The following is a 16,756-nucleotide window of genomic DNA, read 5'->3' as shown; positions in this document are numbered from 1 at the left end:
GCCGCCAGACCCTATCGAGGCGCGGGTTTTGCCCGCGCCTTTTTTCTATCCCGCTTAGATCCCTTTGGCTTTCCTTCTCACCGCCAGAGCGATCTAACTCTTTGATTTAACGCATTGTCCAGATGTAAAAGCAGTCCCGCTTTTCCTGGAAATGCCCTAAGGACGCTCCCATGAGCCGCGACGCTGTTAAAACCCTTTTCCACCCCTTTACCGCAGAAATGCTCGATATGCCGAAAGAGGGCGAACGCGTTCTGTTTCTGGGAGCGGAGGCTGGCCCGCGGCTGGATGGTTTTGACGCGGAGATCATTGCCGTTCAGCATCTTCGGCCACTTTACCGGGCTCTGCAGGCGCAGGGCGCGCAGGTCACCCCGGACATTTCGGGCGAGGATTACGATGCGGCGCTGTTGCTCTGCGGTAAACATCGTGGCGAGAACGAAAACCGCGTCGCGGAAGCACTGTCCCGCGTGAAAGCCGGCGGCCTGATCGTCGCGGCGGGATCAAAGGAAGACGGCATCGTGACGCTGCGCAAGACGCTGGCAAAGCTTGGCATCGAGGCCGACTCGACGCCCAAATACCATGGTGTCGCGCTTTGGTTCAAACGCCCGGACGATATTTCGTCGGCTCTCTCGAAGCTTGCCCAGAAGCCCGTGACGGTTGAAGGCCGCTTCACCGCCCTGCCCGGCATGTTTTCACATGACCGCGTCGATGACGGCTCGGAGCTTCTCGCATCGCGCCTGCCGACCGATTTTGACGGCAATGCCGCTGATTTTGGCGCGGGCTGGGGTTACCTCTCGGTGATGCTGGCGGAAAAATCGCCGCGCACGGCTCGTATCGACCTGTTTGAGGCGGACTGGAATGCGCTTGAATTTGCAAAGACCAATCTTCTTGAAAACAATCCGCGACTGACGGCACGTTTCTTCTGGCAGGATCTGGCGAACGAACCGCCCAAGGAAAAATACGATCTCATCATCATGAACCCGCCTTTCCACGCGGCGGGACAGGCGGCAGAGCCCGCTCTCGGTCAGGCTTTCATCAAGACGGCAGCCGGCGCGATTCGCAGCGGCGGCAAGTTGCTGATGGTTGCCAATCGCGGCATGCCCTATGAGCCGGTGCTGGCAGCGGAGTTCCGCACCAGCGCCGAAGTGTGCCGTAACGCCCGCTTCAAGATCCTCAGCGCCCAGAAATAATCAATTCAGCAGGGCGGTCAGCTCAGCAGCCAAGCCCACAGCGACACGGAAAGAACGCCGGTCGCCGTGGAAATGCTGATGGTGGAGGCCGCGACGCTGTGGCCGATGCCAAAGCGATTGGCGATCAGCCAGGCGTTCACCCCCGTCGGCACCGACGAGGTGAGCACAAGGGCCGCCGTCCATTCCCGGCTAAGGCCGAGAGCGTGGCCCATAGCCCACACGCAGGCGGGCAAGAGCAGCAGTTTGAACACCGTCATGGTAACGGCAATGCCAAGATTGCCGCGAATGGTGTATTTCGTCAGCGCCATGCCGAGCGAGATGAGCGCTGCTGGCCCTGCCATTGAAGCAATCTGATCGACCACGGTTTTGAGGATGGGTGTGAGCGTCACACCGGAAACATTGGTTGAAAGGCCAATCACCAGGCCAATCACCAGCGGATTGGTAACGAGGTTGCGACCGACCTGTTTGAAGACCGCAGCCATGCTTCGCTTTTCACCCCCGACGGCCTTGTGCGTGGCGTTCTCCATCAGGATCGTGCCGGCAATCATCATGACCGGTAGGTGGATGGCCAGCAGAATGGAAAGCGCCACCAGCCCCTCATCGCCAACGGACCGGCCGACGAGCGGCAGGCCGATGAAGATATTATTGGCGAAGGCCGAGGAAATCCCGGCAATGACAGCGATACGCACATCCTGCTTGAAGACGTAACGGGTGACGATATGTCCGATTGTCCAGGTCACGGCCACGCCGGCGAAATAGGTAATCCAGAGCCGGAAGGGCGACGCACCGTGGAAGTTCGCTTCCGCAAGCGTGCGAAAGATCAGTGTCGGCACGGCGATCTTGAACACGAAATCGCTGAGAATCTCGCCGGCATCGGCACGGAACAGACCGGCCTTGACTGTAAGCCAGCCAATCAGGATGAGAATGAAAATCGGAGCGACGTTAGCGGCAACGGCAGACATGGAGGGAAAGCTTTCGCGGCTTTGCGGGAGATACTCCGCTTTAGAGCGTTTTCCACTGGAATGGAATCGCGAAAACGCTGAGCGTCTTTGTTTTCGCCCGATTGCGGATCGCATGCCGCGGGAGCCAGCCCGATCAAGCGCCGTCACCGGGAATGGTCTTCGCTGCCCATAACCCCGCATTCCGCGGCGTCAGCGCAAAGAAAAAGCGGGGTCTCCCCCGCCTTTTATGTCCGTTATACGCCGCCAGTACATCCGTGGCGGAGATAACGGTTGAGCCAGAAGACCATCATGTCTTCCATTCCGGTACGCATTCACACACCTTTTGCTCTGGAAGGAGCAATAGCTTAACCACATTACAAGCAGATGACGCGTTTCTTCCCCCCCAGGAGAGAACCGCATATTTTCCCTTTGGGCTTTTCTTGCCGCCAGAAATGTTTAAGACCGTTTGAAAATACGCACACGCCTCGTGCGAACCGGATAGGGCCCCATGACGAAATTCGACGTACTGACTGTCGGCAATGCCATCGTCGACATCATCTCTCGCTGCGATGACCGCTTCCTTAACGACAATGCCATTACCAAAGGCGCGATGAACCTCATCGATGCCGAACGCGCCGAGCTACTTTATTCGCTGATGGGGCCGGCTCTCGAAGCCTCCGGCGGCAGCGCGGGTAACACGGCGGCCGGTGTGGCGAATTTCGGCGGCAAGGCCGCCTATTTCGGCAAGGTCGCCGCAGACCAGCTCGGAGAAATCTTCCAGCACGATATCCGTGCGCAGGGCGTCTATTTCGAAACGAAGCCGGAAGGCACGTTTCCGCCCACCGCCCGTTCGATGATCTTCGTGACCGAAGATGGCGAGCGTTCCATGAACACCTATCTCGGCGCCTGTGTCGATCTCGGGCCGGAGGACGTGGAAGAAGACGTCGTGGCGCAGACCAAGGTCACCTATTTCGAAGGTTACCTTTGGGATCCGCCGCGCGCCAAGGACGCCATTCGCGAATGCGCCCGCATTGCGCATGAAAACGGCCGCGAAGTTTCCATGACGCTGTCCGACAGTTTCTGCGTCGGCCGTTACCGCGAGGAATTTCTCGACCTGATGCGCTCCGGCACGGTGGACATTGTTTTCGCCAATAAGCAGGAAGCGCTTTCGCTTTACGAGACCGATGATTTCGAGCTGGCGCTGACGAAAATTGCCGCCGACTGCAAGATCGCGGCGGTGACGATGAGCGAAGAAGGTGCCGTTATCCTGCGTGGTACGGAACGGGTGAAGGTAGAAGCGTATCCCGTGCATGACGTGGTCGACACGACGGGTGCAGGCGATCTTTTCGCCGCCGGCTTCCTGTTCGGTTATACGCAGGACCGATCGCTCGAAGATTGTGGCAAGCTCGGCTGCCTTGCGGCCGCGGCCGTCATTCAGCAGGTGGGGCCGCGCCCGATGTCATCGCTCAAGGCGCTTGGCGCAAAGCACGGCCTTATTTAAAGGCCTCTCCGGGATAAGCACCCCAGATTTCGCCTTGCGATACCCAGCCCGAGGCCTGACCGGCCTCGGCGCGGCACCAGTCGCCGTTGCATTCACCGATCCTGAAGACGACGCCCGGCTCCAGCCTGGCGATGACCGAAGCGCCCGACTGCGCTTCGCGACGCATGTTCACGTAAACTTCCTTGCCCTTGCCACGCATCCATGGAGCTGCGACGGCCGTGCGCTCGCCGGACAGCAGCGCCTGATTGACCCAGCCTTCCGTGCCATCGGCATCGCGGATGCGCCGCCAGTTTTCATATTCCTGGATGATTTCGACAGGCATTCCCGATTTCAGATACATCCACGACACGGCATAATCCGTGCTGGGGCCGATGCGCATATTAACACGCTTGGATTTCAGGCTGACGAAACGCGGCAGGGGCAGGCCGCTAGCACCCTTGGCGGCACCCTGTGCCATGGCTTCGGTGGCCGTGCCGAGGAGGCCCAGAGACAATGCAATGCAAACGATAGAAACCACACTGCGCATGCCCATTTCCGTTTCCCGCCTTCTGCAAACCGGATGATATTTTAAGTAGGCTCGGTTCCACATGCCTCGAGCCTCGGCGAGTTTTGTTTGTCTTCGCCGGCGGGTCTGGTAGAAACGCCCTGATTGAAAGAAATTATCGCTCTTTCTGGTTAATGACTTCTGAACAAGGCAGCGGCAAACGATGACCCACAAGAAGAGACCGACAGTCTATATCACCCGCAAATTGCCTGACGTCGTCGAGACCAGAATGCGCGAACTCTTCGATGCCGAACTGAACATCGATGATACGCCGCGCAGCGAGGCGGAGCTTGTCGCCGCCATGCAGCGGGTGGATGTGCTGGTGCCGACGGTTACCGACCGCATCACTGCAGCCATGATCGAGAAGGCCGGACCGCAGCTGAAGCTGATCGCCAGCTTTTCCAACGGCATAGACCACGTCGACGTTGATGCCGCGGCCAGGCAAGGCATTACCGTTACCAATACGCCGAATGTGCTGACCGAAGACAGCGCCGATATTACCATGGCGCTGGTGCTGGCCGTGCCGCGCCGCATGATCGAAGGCACGCGCGTGCTTGCCAATGGTTCGGACGAATGGCTGGGCTGGTCTCCGACCTGGATGCTGGGGCGGCGCATTTCCGGAAAACGCATCGGCATTGTCGGCATGGGCCGCATCGGAACCGCGGTTGCGCGGCGCGCCAAGGCCTTCGGCCTTTCCATTCATTATCACAACCGCAAACGTGTTAACCCGGCGACTGAGGCGGAGCTTGAGGCGACCTATTGGGACAGCCTCGACCAGATGCTGGCGCGCGTGGATATTGTCTCCGTCAATTGCCCCTCCACACCTGCTACCTACCACCTGATCTCGGCGCGGCGGCTGGCGCTGATGCAGCCGACCAGCTACATCGTCAACACGGCGCGCGGCGATATCATCGATGAAGCGGCGATGATCCAGTGCCTGCGCGAAGGAAAAATCGCCGGCGCCGGTCTCGATGTCTATGAGAATGAGCCTGCGGTGAACCCCAAGCTCATCAAGCTCGCCAAGGAAGGCAAGGTTGTCCTGCTTCCCCATATGGGCTCGGCGACGATCGAAGGGCGCATCGAAATGGGTGACAAGGTCATCATCAACATCCGCACGCTGTTCGATGGACACCGTCCGCCGAACCGGGTGCTTCCGGGGCGTAGCTAAATCAGCTAAAGAAATCCTCTGATTATCGCGTGGAGGGAAGGTCAATGGGAATCCCGGCGAAGTTTTTGCTGCTCATCTCCGCCTTGCTTGTTCTGGGCAGCAGCCCCGTCCAAGCCGCTTCACTCTCGCCCGAAGAGACAGCGGAACTTTATTATCGTGCCTGGCTGAATTTCGACCGCAGCAGCATGGCTCGACTGGATAAAGAATGGGGTTCTGCGGATGGCGGTCCGCGTTACGTCGATATGGAACTGGTTGCCGATCCGGTCGCCTGGCAGCTTAAATATAAGAGTTCCAACGCACCAAGCGGGACCACAAGCGAACAGCAGACCGAGTTTGCAAAGTTGTGGGTGGCAAGCACGAAGCGCGCGCGCTGCCAGGCCGAACCAGCACGCATCGGAGCGCAGTTGCCCACGGGTGTCTTCCTGGCGCGGATCAAGATGAACTGCGTCGTTCCGGATGCTGAACCTGCCTTCAAGAAGCTGAAGGCGGGCGCAAAGCCGGATGACCTCGGTGACGGTGGCCGCATGCCGTCTGCAGACCTTATGAAACAGATGGCGGAAGCCGCGATGGCAGCACCGGTGACCCATAAGGTCACGACGGAAATTCAGCTCGTCAGCGGAGCGGACAAGCGCGTCTGGCGGGTCGGATCAGGCGACGTTCAGCCCGAAACGGGCATCGACCAAGTTTCCGCTGTCTTTATCGCGCAAATGCTGCAATCCGGCCTGCTGCGATAGGCCTTTTCGCAATACCGGTTTTGCTGCAACGATTGAAAGGCCTCAGCCGAGGAATTTCGTCATTTCAATCGAGGTTGTGCGATCATAACCGGCATGGGCATTTTCAGCGGTCCTGACGAAACCCCAGGCGGCGAATTTCGCGTGATTGGCACCAAGCTCGATACGCGTTTCCAAGCGTAGCGCCGGAAGTACCAGTTCGCCAGCCAGTGTTTCAGCTCTTTCAAGCAACATCCTGCCGATGCCCTTTCCCTGCGCTTTCGGGGAAACACAAAGCTTGCCGACATAAAGGCAGGCCGGCGGCTCCGGCCGGCAAAACAGGCAGCCCAGCAGCTCATCGCCGTCAAGCGCCACGAAAGCGATCTCTGCCCTCGCCTTCTCGGCAAGATTTTCCAGTGTCAGGCTATGGGCCGACGACGGCGGATCGATGACGCCATCCATATAGGCGAAGGACGCCATGATGAGCGCCAGCAATTCCTGCCAGCGATCGAATTTTTCGCCGACCCTTGCGATCTCGATCATGGTTTCTTTCCCGCTGGCCGGCGCTTGTAACGCACGGTTTCGAAACGGGCCGACAGGGCATCATAGAGAAGCAGGCGGCCGATCAGGGGCTCACCGGCACCTGTTATCAGCTTGATCGCCTCCATGGCCATGATGGTGCCGATCACCCCCGTCAGCGCGCCGACGATACCGGTTTCGGCGCAATTGGGAATGAGGCCCTGCGGCGGCGGCTCCGGAAACAGATCACGGTAGCCCGGCAGAAGAGCGCCGTCGGCGTTGGTTTCATAGGGTTTCAATACGGTAACCGAGCCATCAAAACGGCCGACGGCGCCGGTGACCAACGGCCTCTTCGCCGCTTCCGCTGCATCGGCGGCGGAATAACGCGTATCGAAATTATCCGAACCATCGATCAGCAGATCGAAGGAGGGCAGATGGTCATGCGCCCAGACCTGCGAAAAGCGCTCCTCATAAACCAGCGCTCGGACATGTGGATTGAGACGGGCGATGGCCTTGCGGGCGCTTTGCGTTTTCAGCTCGCCGATCGTGCCGCTATCGTGAATCACCTGTCGCTGGAGGTTGGACAGGGAAACGACATCGTCGTCAATCATGCCGAGCGTGCCGACACCGGCGGCGGCAAGATAGTGAAGGACGGGCGCGCCGAGACCGCCCGCGCCGATGACCAGCACACGCGCCGCCTTCAGCCGTTGCTGACCGGCACCGCCGATTTCCGGCAGCAGGATGTGGCGCTTGTAGCGTTCGATCTCTTCCGGGCTCAGCGGGTCCATCTTGCCCTCCATCTCTCTATTGTCATCCCGTGACGCTCCCGTGGGAAACATTGAAGAACTGCGCCCGCTCGCCAAGGGCGGAGAACATGGCCGCATCCGTTCCGGTCATGAAACTCTGGCCGCCGAGCGCATGGATGAGATCGAACAGGGCGGCACGTCTGCCCTCATCCAGATGAGCGGCGATTTCGTCCAGGAGCAGAATGGGTGCATGTCCCGTCATATTGGCGGTCAGCTGCGCATGTGCAAGCACCAGCCCGACCAGCAAAGCTTTCTGCTCTCCGGTTGAACAGCGTTCCGCTTCCATGTTCTTTTCCGCATGGCGTACGAAAAGATCAACCCGGTGCGGGCCATCCAGCGTGCGGCCTGCCGCCGCGTCCCGATACCGGCCCTCCCGCAGCATCAGACCATATTCGTCTTCCAGATCGACAGCCGGCCGATGAAGCCCGCCGTCCATGAAGCCGGAGAGCGCAAGCGCCGCCGACGGGAAAGCAGCGTTGCCGGCCCGTCCCTCAATCAGGGCCTTCAACAGGCCGAGCATTTCATAACGGGCAACCGCCATGGAAATGCCGAGTTCGGCCATCTGTTTTTCGATGCCGTCCAGCCAGACCGGATCAAAACGGCCTTCCGACAGGAGGCGATTGCGGCCGCGCATTGCCTTTTCAAAATCGCTTGCCCGCCTGCCATGGGCGGGATCGAGCGACAGCACCAGCCGGTCGAGAAAACGTCGACGGTCTGATGACGAGCCGGTAAAAAGGCCGTCCATGGCGGGTGTCAGCCACAGCACGCGCAGATGATCGGTCAGTTCGTCGACGGATTTTACCGATGTGCCGTTCAGCCGCAGGCGACGCGACACCACTTCGCCATCACCTTCAATCCCGGTGCCGATGGCAACTTCGCCATCCATGCCTTCGACATCAGCGAAGATCGAGAACCCGGCGTCCGCGCCGACGCGGGTAACATCGGACAGGGTGGCCCGGCGGAGGCCCCTGCCGGGTGAAAGAAACGAGACGGCCTCCAGCAGATTGGTCTTGCCTGAGCCATTATCACCGGTCAGCACAACATGGCGATCATCAAGTGTGAGCGACGCCGCCGCATAGTTGCGGAAGTCCGTGAGTTTCAGCCGTAAAAGCGACACCTTGTTCGTCATCTGTACGGCCTAAAACGAACATGGCCGGATGGCAAGAAGGGGAATGCCCATCCGCATGAAAGACCGTCACAGCAAGGCAATTCATTCTCCAGTAGCAACTTTTCGGACGGCCGGTTATTTATGAGCCGTTCCTTATCATCGGTAGCCCATTCATGCGCCTGATCTTTTCGCTGTTTCTCACTCTCGGTCTTCTTTCATCCTGTGCAGGCAGGCCGGGGGCGGACGTGCTGCAGGCCATAAACACCAAGGCCCACGGCACGAAAATCGTGACGGCCTATGTGGTGAGCACACGAGAGAAAAACACCGACGCGAAAAAGGGGTTTGGCACGGAGCGGGCAATGGAGCCGAATTATGCAAGCTTCGACATTTCTATTCCTCCCACTCATAAAAGTGGAAAAATCGAGTGGGCCAGCGGCAAGCCGGACCCGAACAAGGATTTTGTCGTTACCCGCGCCGATATGCTGACGAAGCCGCGCTTCAATGCCGATCTTGGCGACGTCGCCCGGTCCGGCAAGCAGATCGCGCTTTTTGTGCATGGTTATAATTACAGCTATCAGGAAGCCCTGTTCCGCGCCGCGCAAATGGCTGCCGATGCCAAGATGGATGGCGTGCCGCTGGTGTTCTCCTGGCCATCGCAGGCCAACGTCACCGGTTACGTGGCCGACAAGGAATCGGCGACCTTCTCGCGTGATGCGCTGGCGGGTGTGCTGATCGACCTTACCCGGCAGACACCGCGAAAAAGCGTTGTCGTGTTTGGCCACAGCATGGGTGGCTGGCTGGTCATGGAGGCGCTGCGACAGTTGCGCTTGCAGGGCAGGAACGACGTGCTCGCCAAGCTACAGGTGGTGCTAGCAGCACCTGACATCGATGCCGATGTGTTTCGCAAACAGATCAAGGTGGTGGGCCGGCTCAACCCGCCGCTCACCGTTCTCGTTTCCAAGGACGACCGCGCCCTGAAGGCATCCTCCATTTTGGGTGCGGATGTCACCCGCATCGGCGCACTTGACGTGACCGACCCACAGGTACAGGAAGCCGCCCTGAAGGAGGGTGTGCAGTTCATCGACATTTCCAAACTCGAGGCTTCCGATCCGCTCAACCATGACCGCTATGCGGCGCTGGCATCGATGGTACCGCAGCTGGAATCCAGCAGACGCGGGGGCGATATCAACAGTGCGGGTGCCTTCGTTTTCGATGCGATCGGCGCGACCGTCTCCAGCCCCTTCCGCCTTGCGAGCCAGGTGGTGAACCCGCAGTAGTTTCTGCGGGTTCTTACCGGTCTCCGGTCTCAGAAATCCCAGTCTTCATCTTCGGTGGCAACGGCTTTGCCGATGACATAGGACGAGCCGGAACCGGAGAAGAAGTCGTGGTTTTCATCGGCATTGGGTGAAAGTGCCGAGAGGATCGCCGGGTTGACCCGGCAGGCCTCGGCCGGAAACAGCGCTTCGTAACCCAGATTCATCAGGGCCTTGTTGGCATTGTAATGCAGGAACTGCTTGACGTCCTCGGTCAGGCCAACGCCGTCATAGAGGTCTTCGGTATATTTTGCCTCGTTGTCATAAAGCTCGAGCAAGAGATCGAAGGCGAAATCCTTGATTTCCTGTCTCTTTGCCTCGCCCAGACGATCCACCGCCCGCTGGAATTTGTAGCCGATATAATAACCATGCACGGCCTCGTCGCGGATGATCAGACGGATCAAATCCGCCGTGTTGGTGAGCTTGGCGCGGCTTGACCAGAACATCGGCAGGTAGAAGCCGGAATAGAACAGGAAGCTTTCCAGAAACACGCTGGCGATCTTCTTTTTCAGCGGATCACCGCTGTCATATTCCCGCATGATCAGCGCCGATTTGCGCTGCAGGAACTCGTTTTCCTCCGACCAGCGATAGGCGTCGTCAACGTCAGGCGTGAGGCACAGCGTCGAGAAGATCGACGAATAGGAACGGGCGTGCACGGCCTCCATGAAGGAGATGTTGGAAAGCACCGCCTCCTCATGCGGCGTTGCCGAATCCGCCATCAGCCGCACGGCGCCGACACCGTTCTGGATGGTGTCGAGCAAAGTCAGCCCGGTGAAGACGCGGATCGTCAGCTTCTGTTCTTCCGGCTTCAGGGTTCCCCAGGAGGGGATGTCGTTGGAAAGCGGCACTTTTTCCGGCAGCCAGAAATTCGAGGTCAGGCGGTTCCAGACTTCGAGGTCCTTGTCGTCCTCGATGCGGTTCCAGTTGACCGCGCGGATGCGGGACGCGGGTTTTACGGCGATGTTCATTCTCTTGTCCCTCAAATCAGAGCGTGCAGGAAACGCAGCCCTGAACCTGCGTGCCTTCCAGCGCCATCTGGCGCAAACGGATGTAATAGATGGTCTTGATGCCCTTCTTCCAGGCATAGATCTGCGCCCGGTTGATATCGCGCGTGGTCGCCGTATCGCGGAAGAACAGTGTCAGCGACAGGCCCTGATCGACATGCTGCGTAGCCGCCGCATAGGTGTCGATGATCTTTTCAGGGCCGATCTCATAGGCGTCCTGATAATATTCGAGATTGTCGTTAGAAAGATAGGAAGCCGGGTAATAAACGCGGCCGATCTTGCCCTCTTTACGGATTTCGATCTTCGAGACGATCGGATGAATGGAAGAGGTGGAGTGGTTGATATAGGAGATCGAACCGGTTGGCGGTACGGCCTGAAGGTTCTGGTTATAGAGACCCGATGCCATCACGTCCTGCTTCAACGCTGTCCAGTCTTCCTGCGTTGGAATGGCAATGCCGGCTTTTTCGAAGAGCTCACGGACCTTTTCCGTCGCGGGCAACCATTCCCGGTCGGTATATTTGTCGAAATAGTCGCCCGAGGCATATTTGGAGTTCTCAAAGCCCTTGAAGCTCTGGCCCCGTTCCACGGCCAGCCGGTTGCTGGCGCGGATAGCGTGATAGGTCACGGTGTAGAAATAGATATTGGTGAAATCGACGCCTTCTTCGGAACCATAAAAGATGCGTTCGCGCGCCAGATAACCGTGCAGGTTCATCTGGCCCAGCCCGATGGCGTGGCTCGCATCATTGCCCTTTTCCACCGAAGGAACGGAGGAAATGTGGCTCATGTCCGATACCGCCGTCAGCGCCCGGATGGAGGTCTCGATCGTCTTGCCGAAATCGGCCGAATCCATCGCCGAGGCGATGTTCAGCGAGCCGAGATTGCAGGAAATATCCTTGCCCATATGGCTATAAGAAAGATCGGCATTAAATTCGCTTGCCTCGCTGACCTGCAGGATTTCCGAGCAGAGATTGCTCATGCTGATACGGCCGGCGACCGGATTGGCGCGGTTCACCGTATCCTCGAACATGATGTAGGGATAACCGCTCTCGAACTGGATTTCGGCGATCACCTGGAAGAATTCGCGCGCCTTGATCTTCTTCTTGCGGATGCGACTATCCGCGACCATCTCCTGATATTTTTCGCTGACAGAAATCTCGGTCAACGGCACGCCATAAACCCGCTCCACGTCATAGGGCGAGAACAGGTACATATCCTCGTTGTTGCGGGCGAGTTCGAAGGTGATGTCAGGGATTACCACGCCGAGCGACAGGGTCTTGATGCGGATTTTTTCGTCGGCATTTTCGCGCTTGGTATCGAGGAAACGCATGATGTCAGGGTGGTGGGCATGCAGATAGACTGCGCCCGCACCCTGACGCGCGCCAAGCTGGTTGGCGTAGGAAAAGCTGTCTTCCAGCAGCTTCATGACAGGAATGACACCGGAAGACTGGTTTTCGATGTGCTTGATCGGTGCGCCGAATTCGCGAATATTGGTCAGGGATAGCGCCACGCCGCCGCCGCGCTTTGAAAGCTGCAGCGCCGAATTGATGGAGCGGCCGATGCTTTCCATATTGTCTTCCACGCGCAGCAGAAAACACGAGACCAGCTCACCGCGGCTCTTCTTGCCAGCGTTCAGGAACGTCGGGGTCGCCGGCTGGAAGCGGCCGGAAATGATCTCGTCCATCAGGTCGCGGGCAAGCTGTTCGTCGCCGCGCGCGAGAGCCAGCGCCACCATGCAGACGCGATCCTCATAACGCTCCAGATAACGTTTTCCGTCGAATGTCTTCAGCGTGTAGGAGGTGTAATATTTGAACGCCCCGAGAAAGGTCGGAAAGCGGAACTTCCGGGCATAGGCTTCGTCATAGAGATCGCGGACGAAATTGAAAGAATACTGATCCAGTACCTCCTGTTCGTAATATCCCTCCGTTACCAGATAATCGAGCTTTTCCCTGAGGTTATGGAAAAACACCGTGTTCTGGTTGACGTGCTGGAGGAAATATTGCCGGGCGGCAAGGCGATCCTTGTCGAGCTGGATCTTTCCGTTCTCGTCATAGAGGTTCAGCATCGCGTTCAGCGCGTGGTAGTCCAGTCCCGTATCAACCGGTTTCTGGCTTGCAGCTACCGGCTGTTTGGCGTCCTTGCGCAGCGCGCCTGAGGTCAGCGTGTCCAAAATCGTTCCAATCCATGTTTGACGTTGGCGACATCTTCTTCCGTGCCGAGAAGCTCGAAGCGATAGAGAAACGGCACGGCACATTTGCGCGAGACGATATCTCCGGCGGATGCGAAAGCTGCGCCAAAATTCGTGTTTCCCGCCGCGATGACGCCGCGAATGAGATTTCGGTTAGAGGGCTCGTTCAAAAACCGGATGACCGGCTTTGGCACGGCCCCTTTCGTGCCGCCGCCCCCATAGGTGGGGGTGACGAGCACATAGGGCTCAGACACATGAGGCACATCCTCCTCGGCGCCGAGCGGCAGGCGCAACAATCGCCGCCCCAGTTTCAGAAGGAAACGATGCGTGTTTTCAGAGCGGCTGGAATAATAAACGATCAGCCCCATCACGCTGCCGCCTTAGCTGATCGCGCCGATCATATCCGGCCGGAAACCCGCCCAATGGCGTTCGCCGGCGACGACCACGGGAACCTGCATGTAACCGAGGCCACGAACGTGATCGAGCGCATCCGCATCTTCGGAAATATCGACGATCTCATAGCTAACGCCGATGCGGTCGAGTGCGCGATAGGTAGCAGTGCATTGGACGCAGGCGGGCTTGCTGTAAACGGTGACGGTCATAATTTCCTCTTTCGAAGCCGCTCTTGGACACGGCTCAACATTGCCGATTGCAATCGCAATCGGGTGGCGATGGATCTGTCATTCAGGCGGGGCGCACGGCGTAGAGGGTTTGTCACATTTCCGGACGGAAACCGTTGTCCCGGTTATCCTGAAAACGCTTCTGGCCGCGTAAAATCACTCTCTACGCCGACGAGCGCAGGAACTTAAAAAAATGCACTGGCATGACTTCACCCCGAAGCTTGTTCTGGAGGGGGCAGAAAAGGGCGAACGCAATTCATTTGCGCCATACCTTCCTTCCGGACACCCCGCCCGTGGACGTTTGCGCTCAAGGCAGGTCTCCTGACTTACGGGTCACAACATCTATTCCGGCCTTCCCGGAGCTTTTGGCTCCAGTGACCCAAATCGGAACGATGCTCGCCGCTTACAGTTGCGGGGGCAGTTTCGGCATTGTTCCGCCATGATGGCGTTGCTCACCGAATTCCCGTCTTAGCTCCCGACGCTTGCGAATCGGGAGAACCTTGAACACCACATATAGTATATGAGGAAATTTTCTCGTCAATAAATAGACACACAAAAGCCCCACCCTGTGGATGAAAAAGATTCAACACATGGTCAACAAAGGCTTAACGGCAAATGCGCCTTGCCGCTCAGTGACGAGAAAGCGTTAACCTATTCCCAGATATCGATGTGAATATCGGCAGGGCGGGCGTTCTCGATCACCCTTTTACCGTTGGGAAGATCGTTTTCGAACAGTTTGGCGTGGATCGCAGCTGCGTCTAAACCATAGCCCTGCCATCTGTTGCGCAGCCTCTCTTCAAGCACCGCGACGGACGGACCGACGAAGACGGACAGGTCGAAGCTCTCGGAAAGTGCCGTCCATGGCGCCTCATTCAGCAGTAGATAATTGCCTTCAGCCAGAATGAAGCGTGTCTCCGGCGCGATGGCGCGGGCGGAAGCAATGGCTATTTCGCGGGATCGGTCGAAAACCGGGACAAGCACCTCCTGCCCGCCCCTGCGGACGGCAGAGACGATATCAAGGAAGCCACGCACATCAAAGGTTTCGGGCGCGCCCTTGCGCGGCAGCAGCCCACGCTCTTCAAGGATGCCATTGTCCAAATGGAAGCCATCCATGGGCAGCACGGCGGCCGTTTCGCCCCGCGCCTGCAAAGCGTCACAAAGCGCGTCCGCCAGCGTGGATTTGCCGGCCCCAGGGGGACCGGCAATGGCAATGATAAAACGGGATTTGCCCTCTACCCGCCGAAGAACGTCTTCAGCGATCGTCTCAAGCTTCAGCGTCATGCGGCAAGCGTTTCCTTCGGCGCTTCCTTGGCGCCGGTCATGAAGGCGACGGCGTCGGACATGGAATAGTCCTTTGGATTGATGACGCACAGGCGCTTGCCCAGCCGGTGAATATGGATGCGGTCCGCCACCTCGAACACGTGTGGCATATTATGCGAGATCAGAACGATCGGCAGACCACGCGAACGCACGTCAAGAATGAGTTCAAGAACACGCCGGCTTTCCTTGACGCCAAGCGCTGCCGTCGGTTCGTCGAGGATGACGACCTTGGAGCCGAAAGCCGCCGCGCGTGCTACCGCCACACCCTGCCGCTGGCCGCCAGAAAGGGTTTCCACCGCCTGATTGATGTTCTGGATCGTCATCAGACCCAGTTCCGAGAGTTTCTCGCGGGCGAATTTTTCCATGGCCGGACGATCCAGCGCCCGGAACACGCTGCCCTGAATGCCGGGTTTGCGGATTTCCCGGCCGAGGAACATATTGTCGGCTATGGAAAGTGCCGGCGAGAGCGCGAGGTTCTGATAGACGGTTTCGATACCCGCCTTGCGCGCCTCGATCGGCGAGCGGAACTGCACAGGCTGGCCTTCCAGCCTGATCTCTCCCTCATCCGGTGTCACCGCACCGGAAATCGCCTTGATGAGCGAGGATTTGCCGGCGCCATTGTCGCCAATAACCGCCAGGATTTCTCCGGGATAGAGATCGAAATCGGCATGGTCGAGGGCGGTCACGCGACCATAACGTTTGACGAGATTGCGTGCTGTGAGAATAGGTTCTTTTGCCATCAGCCTGCTACCTTTCTGATCCACTGGTCGATTGCGACAGCCATGATGATGAGGACACCGATCAACAGATAGGTCCATTGCGGGTCAGTTCCGATGAGCCTGAGGCCGAGCGAAAAGACACCAACGATCAGGGCGCCGAAAATCATGCCCATGATCGAGCCGCGCCCGCCGAACAGCGACAGGCCACCGATAACCACAGCCGTGATGGATTCGATATTGGCAAATTGGCCGGCGGTCGGCGAAACCGAGCCGATGCGGCCGATGAGGGCCCAACCGGCGAAGGCGCAGATGAGGCCGGACAGGGTGTAAACGGTCGTCAGCATGCGCTTGACGTTGACGCCGGCCAGTTCGGCAGCATCCGGATCGTCACCCACGGCATAAAGATGGCGGCCCCAGGCGGTGCGGTTGAGCACATACCAGAGCAGAGCAACGAGCAGAACCATGGCAATGACGCCATAGGTAAAGACCGCGCTTCCCAGACGGATGTTATTTCCGAAGAACTGCAGAATGGGCGCCTGCTGAGCGATGTCCTGTGCGCGGATCGTCTCGTTTGCGGAATAGAGGAAATTCGTCGCCAGCACGATCTGCCACATGCCGAGCGTGACGATGAAGGGCGGCAGGCGCATGCGCGAGACCAGAATGCCGTTGATGAAGCCGCAGAATGCGCCGACAGCAAGACCACAGAGAATGGAGAGTTCCGCCGGCAGGCCGTAACGGAAGGTGAACTGTCCCATGATGACGGAGGACAATACCATGATGGCGCCCACCGACAGATCGATACCCGCCGTCAGGATGACCAGCGACTGCGCTGCGCCGACGATGCCGACAATCGCCACCTGCTGCAGGATAAGGGTCAGCGTGAAGGCCGAGAAAAATTTGCCGCCAAGGGTCATGCCGAAGACAGTCAACGACAGCACCAGCACGATCAGCGGCACGGCCGCCGGGCTGGAATGCAGAAAGTACTGGAATTTTTCCAGAACACTCTTGTCGTGCGTGTCGAAAGCGGCGACCTGCGTCGAACTTCCCGAAAGCACATTTTCAAATTCATTATGCGGCTGAGCCCGCACCGGCTGATCGCTCATGGATTTTC

At 58.5% G+C, this 16,756-nt stretch carries 17 protein-coding genes and 1 riboswitch; of the genes, 5 read left to right on the top strand and 12 right to left on the bottom strand.

Features of this window, described 5'->3' with window-relative positions; all coding sequences use genetic code 11:
- Positions 1-170 precede the first annotated feature (170 nt).
- On the top strand, positions 171-1,187 hold the full coding sequence (locus PL640_RS00160) for a class I SAM-dependent methyltransferase (protein ID WP_271360476.1): 1,017 nt from the start codon (positions 171-173) through the stop codon (positions 1,185-1,187).
- Positions 1,188-1,204: 17 nt separating this feature from the next.
- Here the strand turns inward: PL640_RS00160 and PL640_RS00155 are convergent, their stop codons facing one another.
- Positions 1,205-2,149, bottom strand: coding sequence for an AEC family transporter (locus PL640_RS00155; protein ID WP_269700598.1), 945 nt, complete (start codon positions 2,147-2,149; stop codon positions 1,205-1,207).
- Positions 2,150-2,636: 487 nt separating this feature from the next.
- Here PL640_RS00155 and PL640_RS00150 point away from each other — a divergent pair, with 487 nt between their 5' ends.
- On the top strand, positions 2,637-3,629 hold the full coding sequence (locus tag PL640_RS00150) for an adenosine kinase (RefSeq protein WP_271360475.1): 993 nt from the start codon (positions 2,637-2,639) through the stop codon (positions 3,627-3,629).
- Here the strand turns inward: PL640_RS00150 and PL640_RS00145 are convergent.
- Positions 3,622-4,155 (bottom strand): SH3 domain-containing protein, encoded by a 534-nt coding sequence (locus PL640_RS00145; protein ID WP_271360474.1) that lies wholly within the window; start codon positions 4,153-4,155, stop codon positions 3,622-3,624. The two genes, PL640_RS00150 and PL640_RS00145, sit on opposite strands and share 8 nt — an antisense overlap.
- A gap of 181 nt (positions 4,156-4,336) precedes the next feature.
- Here PL640_RS00145 and PL640_RS00140 point away from each other — a divergent pair, with 181 nt between their 5' ends.
- A complete protein-coding gene (locus PL640_RS00140; protein ID WP_271360473.1) occupies positions 4,337-5,341 on the top strand; it encodes a 2-hydroxyacid dehydrogenase in 1,005 nt (334 codons plus the stop codon).
- A gap of 44 nt (positions 5,342-5,385) precedes the next feature.
- On the top strand, positions 5,386-6,075 hold the full coding sequence (locus tag PL640_RS00135; protein ID WP_271360472.1) for a hypothetical protein: 690 nt from the start codon (positions 5,386-5,388) through the stop codon (positions 6,073-6,075).
- A gap of 42 nt (positions 6,076-6,117) precedes the next feature.
- On the opposite strand, the gene PL640_RS00130 is transcribed toward PL640_RS00135, so the two are convergent.
- Genes PL640_RS00130 through recF form a run of 3 tightly spaced genes read right to left on the bottom strand, consistent with a single transcriptional unit; the run spans position 6,118 to position 8,505 of the window.
- Entirely contained in the window at positions 6,118-6,594 is a 477-nt protein-coding gene (locus PL640_RS00130; RefSeq protein WP_271360471.1) for a GNAT family N-acetyltransferase, read from the bottom strand.
- The gene (locus PL640_RS00125; protein WP_271360470.1) at positions 6,591-7,358 is read right to left on the bottom strand and encodes a molybdopterin-synthase adenylyltransferase MoeB; all 768 of its coding nucleotides are present in this window, start codon (positions 7,356-7,358) and stop codon (positions 6,591-6,593) included. Before PL640_RS00125 ends, PL640_RS00130 begins: the two co-directional genes overlap by 4 nt.
- A gap of 22 nt (positions 7,359-7,380) precedes the next feature.
- Positions 7,381-8,505, bottom strand: a complete 1,125-nt coding sequence (gene recF, locus PL640_RS00120) for a DNA replication/repair protein RecF (protein WP_271360469.1) — start codon at positions 8,503-8,505, stop codon at positions 7,381-7,383.
- A gap of 152 nt (positions 8,506-8,657) precedes the next feature.
- On the opposite strand from recF, the gene PL640_RS00115 reads away from it, so the two are divergent.
- Positions 8,658-9,761 carry an alpha/beta hydrolase gene (locus PL640_RS00115; protein WP_309578078.1) on the top strand — a complete coding sequence of 368 codons (1,104 nt, stop codon included), beginning with the start codon at positions 8,658-8,660 and terminating at the stop codon, positions 9,759-9,761.
- 29 nt (positions 9,762-9,790) lie between these two features.
- Here the strand turns inward: PL640_RS00115 and nrdF are convergent, their stop codons facing one another.
- The 7 genes from nrdF to PL640_RS00080 all read right to left on the bottom strand — a co-directional run bounded on the left by nrdF (position 9,791) and on the right by PL640_RS00080 (position 16,748).
- The gene (gene nrdF / locus PL640_RS00110) at positions 9,791-10,765 is read right to left on the bottom strand and encodes a class 1b ribonucleoside-diphosphate reductase subunit beta (RefSeq protein ID WP_271360467.1); all 975 of its coding nucleotides are present in this window, start codon (positions 10,763-10,765) and stop codon (positions 9,791-9,793) included.
- Positions 10,766-10,781: 16 nt separating this feature from the next.
- Positions 10,782-12,968 carry a class 1b ribonucleoside-diphosphate reductase subunit alpha gene (nrdE, locus tag PL640_RS00105; RefSeq protein WP_271360466.1) on the bottom strand — a complete coding sequence of 729 codons (2,187 nt, stop codon included), beginning with the start codon at positions 12,966-12,968 and terminating at the stop codon, positions 10,782-10,784.
- Positions 12,956-13,354 carry a class Ib ribonucleoside-diphosphate reductase assembly flavoprotein NrdI gene (gene nrdI, locus PL640_RS00100; protein WP_142840716.1) on the bottom strand — a complete coding sequence of 133 codons (399 nt, stop codon included), beginning with the start codon at positions 13,352-13,354 and terminating at the stop codon, positions 12,956-12,958. Before nrdI ends, nrdE begins: the two co-directional genes overlap by 13 nt.
- Positions 13,355-13,366: 12 nt before the next feature.
- Positions 13,367-13,588 (bottom strand): glutaredoxin-like protein NrdH, encoded by a 222-nt coding sequence (nrdH, locus tag PL640_RS00095; RefSeq protein WP_142840715.1) that lies wholly within the window; start codon positions 13,586-13,588, stop codon positions 13,367-13,369.
- 312 nt (positions 13,589-13,900) lie between these two features.
- Positions 13,901-14,124: riboswitch (cobalamin riboswitch) on the bottom strand.
- A 133-nt stretch (positions 14,125-14,257) separates the two neighbouring features.
- Positions 14,258-14,887, bottom strand: a complete 630-nt coding sequence (locus PL640_RS00090) for a nucleoside triphosphate hydrolase (RefSeq protein WP_271360465.1) — start codon at positions 14,885-14,887, stop codon at positions 14,258-14,260.
- Positions 14,884-15,666 (bottom strand): ATP-binding cassette domain-containing protein, encoded by a 783-nt coding sequence (locus PL640_RS00085; protein ID WP_142840713.1) that lies wholly within the window; start codon positions 15,664-15,666, stop codon positions 14,884-14,886. Before PL640_RS00085 ends, PL640_RS00090 begins: the two co-directional genes overlap by 4 nt.
- On the bottom strand, positions 15,666-16,748 hold the full coding sequence (locus PL640_RS00080) for an ABC transporter permease (RefSeq protein ID WP_142840712.1): 1,083 nt from the start codon (positions 16,746-16,748) through the stop codon (positions 15,666-15,668). Before PL640_RS00080 ends, PL640_RS00085 begins: the two co-directional genes overlap by 1 nt.
- Positions 16,749-16,756 lie beyond the last annotated feature (8 nt).

This window comes from Agrobacterium sp. ST15.16.024 (assembly GCF_027956545.1).
GTDB lineage: Bacteria > Pseudomonadota > Alphaproteobacteria > Rhizobiales > Rhizobiaceae > Agrobacterium > Agrobacterium cucumeris.
The sequence above is the reverse complement of the archived record's forward strand: the minus strand, read 5'-3'. Positions and strand labels throughout refer to the sequence as shown.

Excerpts from the sequence above, each read along its gene's own strand:
- PL640_RS00160 (WP_271360476.1), top strand. The coding sequence starts at position 171 with ATGAGCCGCGACGCTGTTAAAACCCTTTTCCACCCCTTTACCGCAGAA.
- PL640_RS00155 (WP_269700598.1), bottom strand. The coding sequence starts at position 2,149 with ATGTCTGCCGTTGCCGCTAACGTCGCTCCGATTTTCATTCTCATCCTG.
- PL640_RS00150 (WP_271360475.1), top strand. The coding sequence starts at position 2,637 with ATGACGAAATTCGACGTACTGACTGTCGGCAATGCCATCGTCGACATC.
- PL640_RS00145 (WP_271360474.1), bottom strand. The coding sequence starts at position 4,155 with ATGCGCAGTGTGGTTTCTATCGTTTGCATTGCATTGTCTCTGGGCCTC.
- PL640_RS00140 (WP_271360473.1), top strand. The coding sequence starts at position 4,337 with ATGACCCACAAGAAGAGACCGACAGTCTATATCACCCGCAAATTGCCT.
- PL640_RS00135 (WP_271360472.1), top strand. The coding sequence starts at position 5,386 with ATGGGAATCCCGGCGAAGTTTTTGCTGCTCATCTCCGCCTTGCTTGTT.
- PL640_RS00130 (WP_271360471.1), bottom strand. The coding sequence starts at position 6,594 with ATGATCGAGATCGCAAGGGTCGGCGAAAAATTCGATCGCTGGCAGGAA.
- PL640_RS00125 (WP_271360470.1), bottom strand. The coding sequence starts at position 7,358 with ATGGACCCGCTGAGCCCGGAAGAGATCGAACGCTACAAGCGCCACATC.
- recF (WP_271360469.1), bottom strand. The coding sequence starts at position 8,505 with ATGACGAACAAGGTGTCGCTTTTACGGCTGAAACTCACGGACTTCCGC.
- PL640_RS00115 (WP_309578078.1), top strand. The coding sequence starts at position 8,658 with ATGCGCCTGATCTTTTCGCTGTTTCTCACTCTCGGTCTTCTTTCATCC.
- nrdF (WP_271360467.1), bottom strand. The coding sequence starts at position 10,765 with ATGAACATCGCCGTAAAACCCGCGTCCCGCATCCGCGCGGTCAACTGG.
- nrdI (WP_142840716.1), bottom strand. The coding sequence starts at position 13,354 with ATGGGGCTGATCGTTTATTATTCCAGCCGCTCTGAAAACACGCATCGT.
- nrdH (WP_142840715.1), bottom strand. The coding sequence starts at position 13,588 with ATGACCGTCACCGTTTACAGCAAGCCCGCCTGCGTCCAATGCACTGCT.
- PL640_RS00090 (WP_271360465.1), bottom strand. The coding sequence starts at position 14,887 with ATGACGCTGAAGCTTGAGACGATCGCTGAAGACGTTCTTCGGCGGGTA.
- PL640_RS00085 (WP_142840713.1), bottom strand. The coding sequence starts at position 15,666 with ATGGCAAAAGAACCTATTCTCACAGCACGCAATCTCGTCAAACGTTAT.
- PL640_RS00080 (WP_142840712.1), bottom strand. The coding sequence starts at position 16,748 with ATGAGCGATCAGCCGGTGCGGGCTCAGCCGCATAATGAATTTGAAAAT.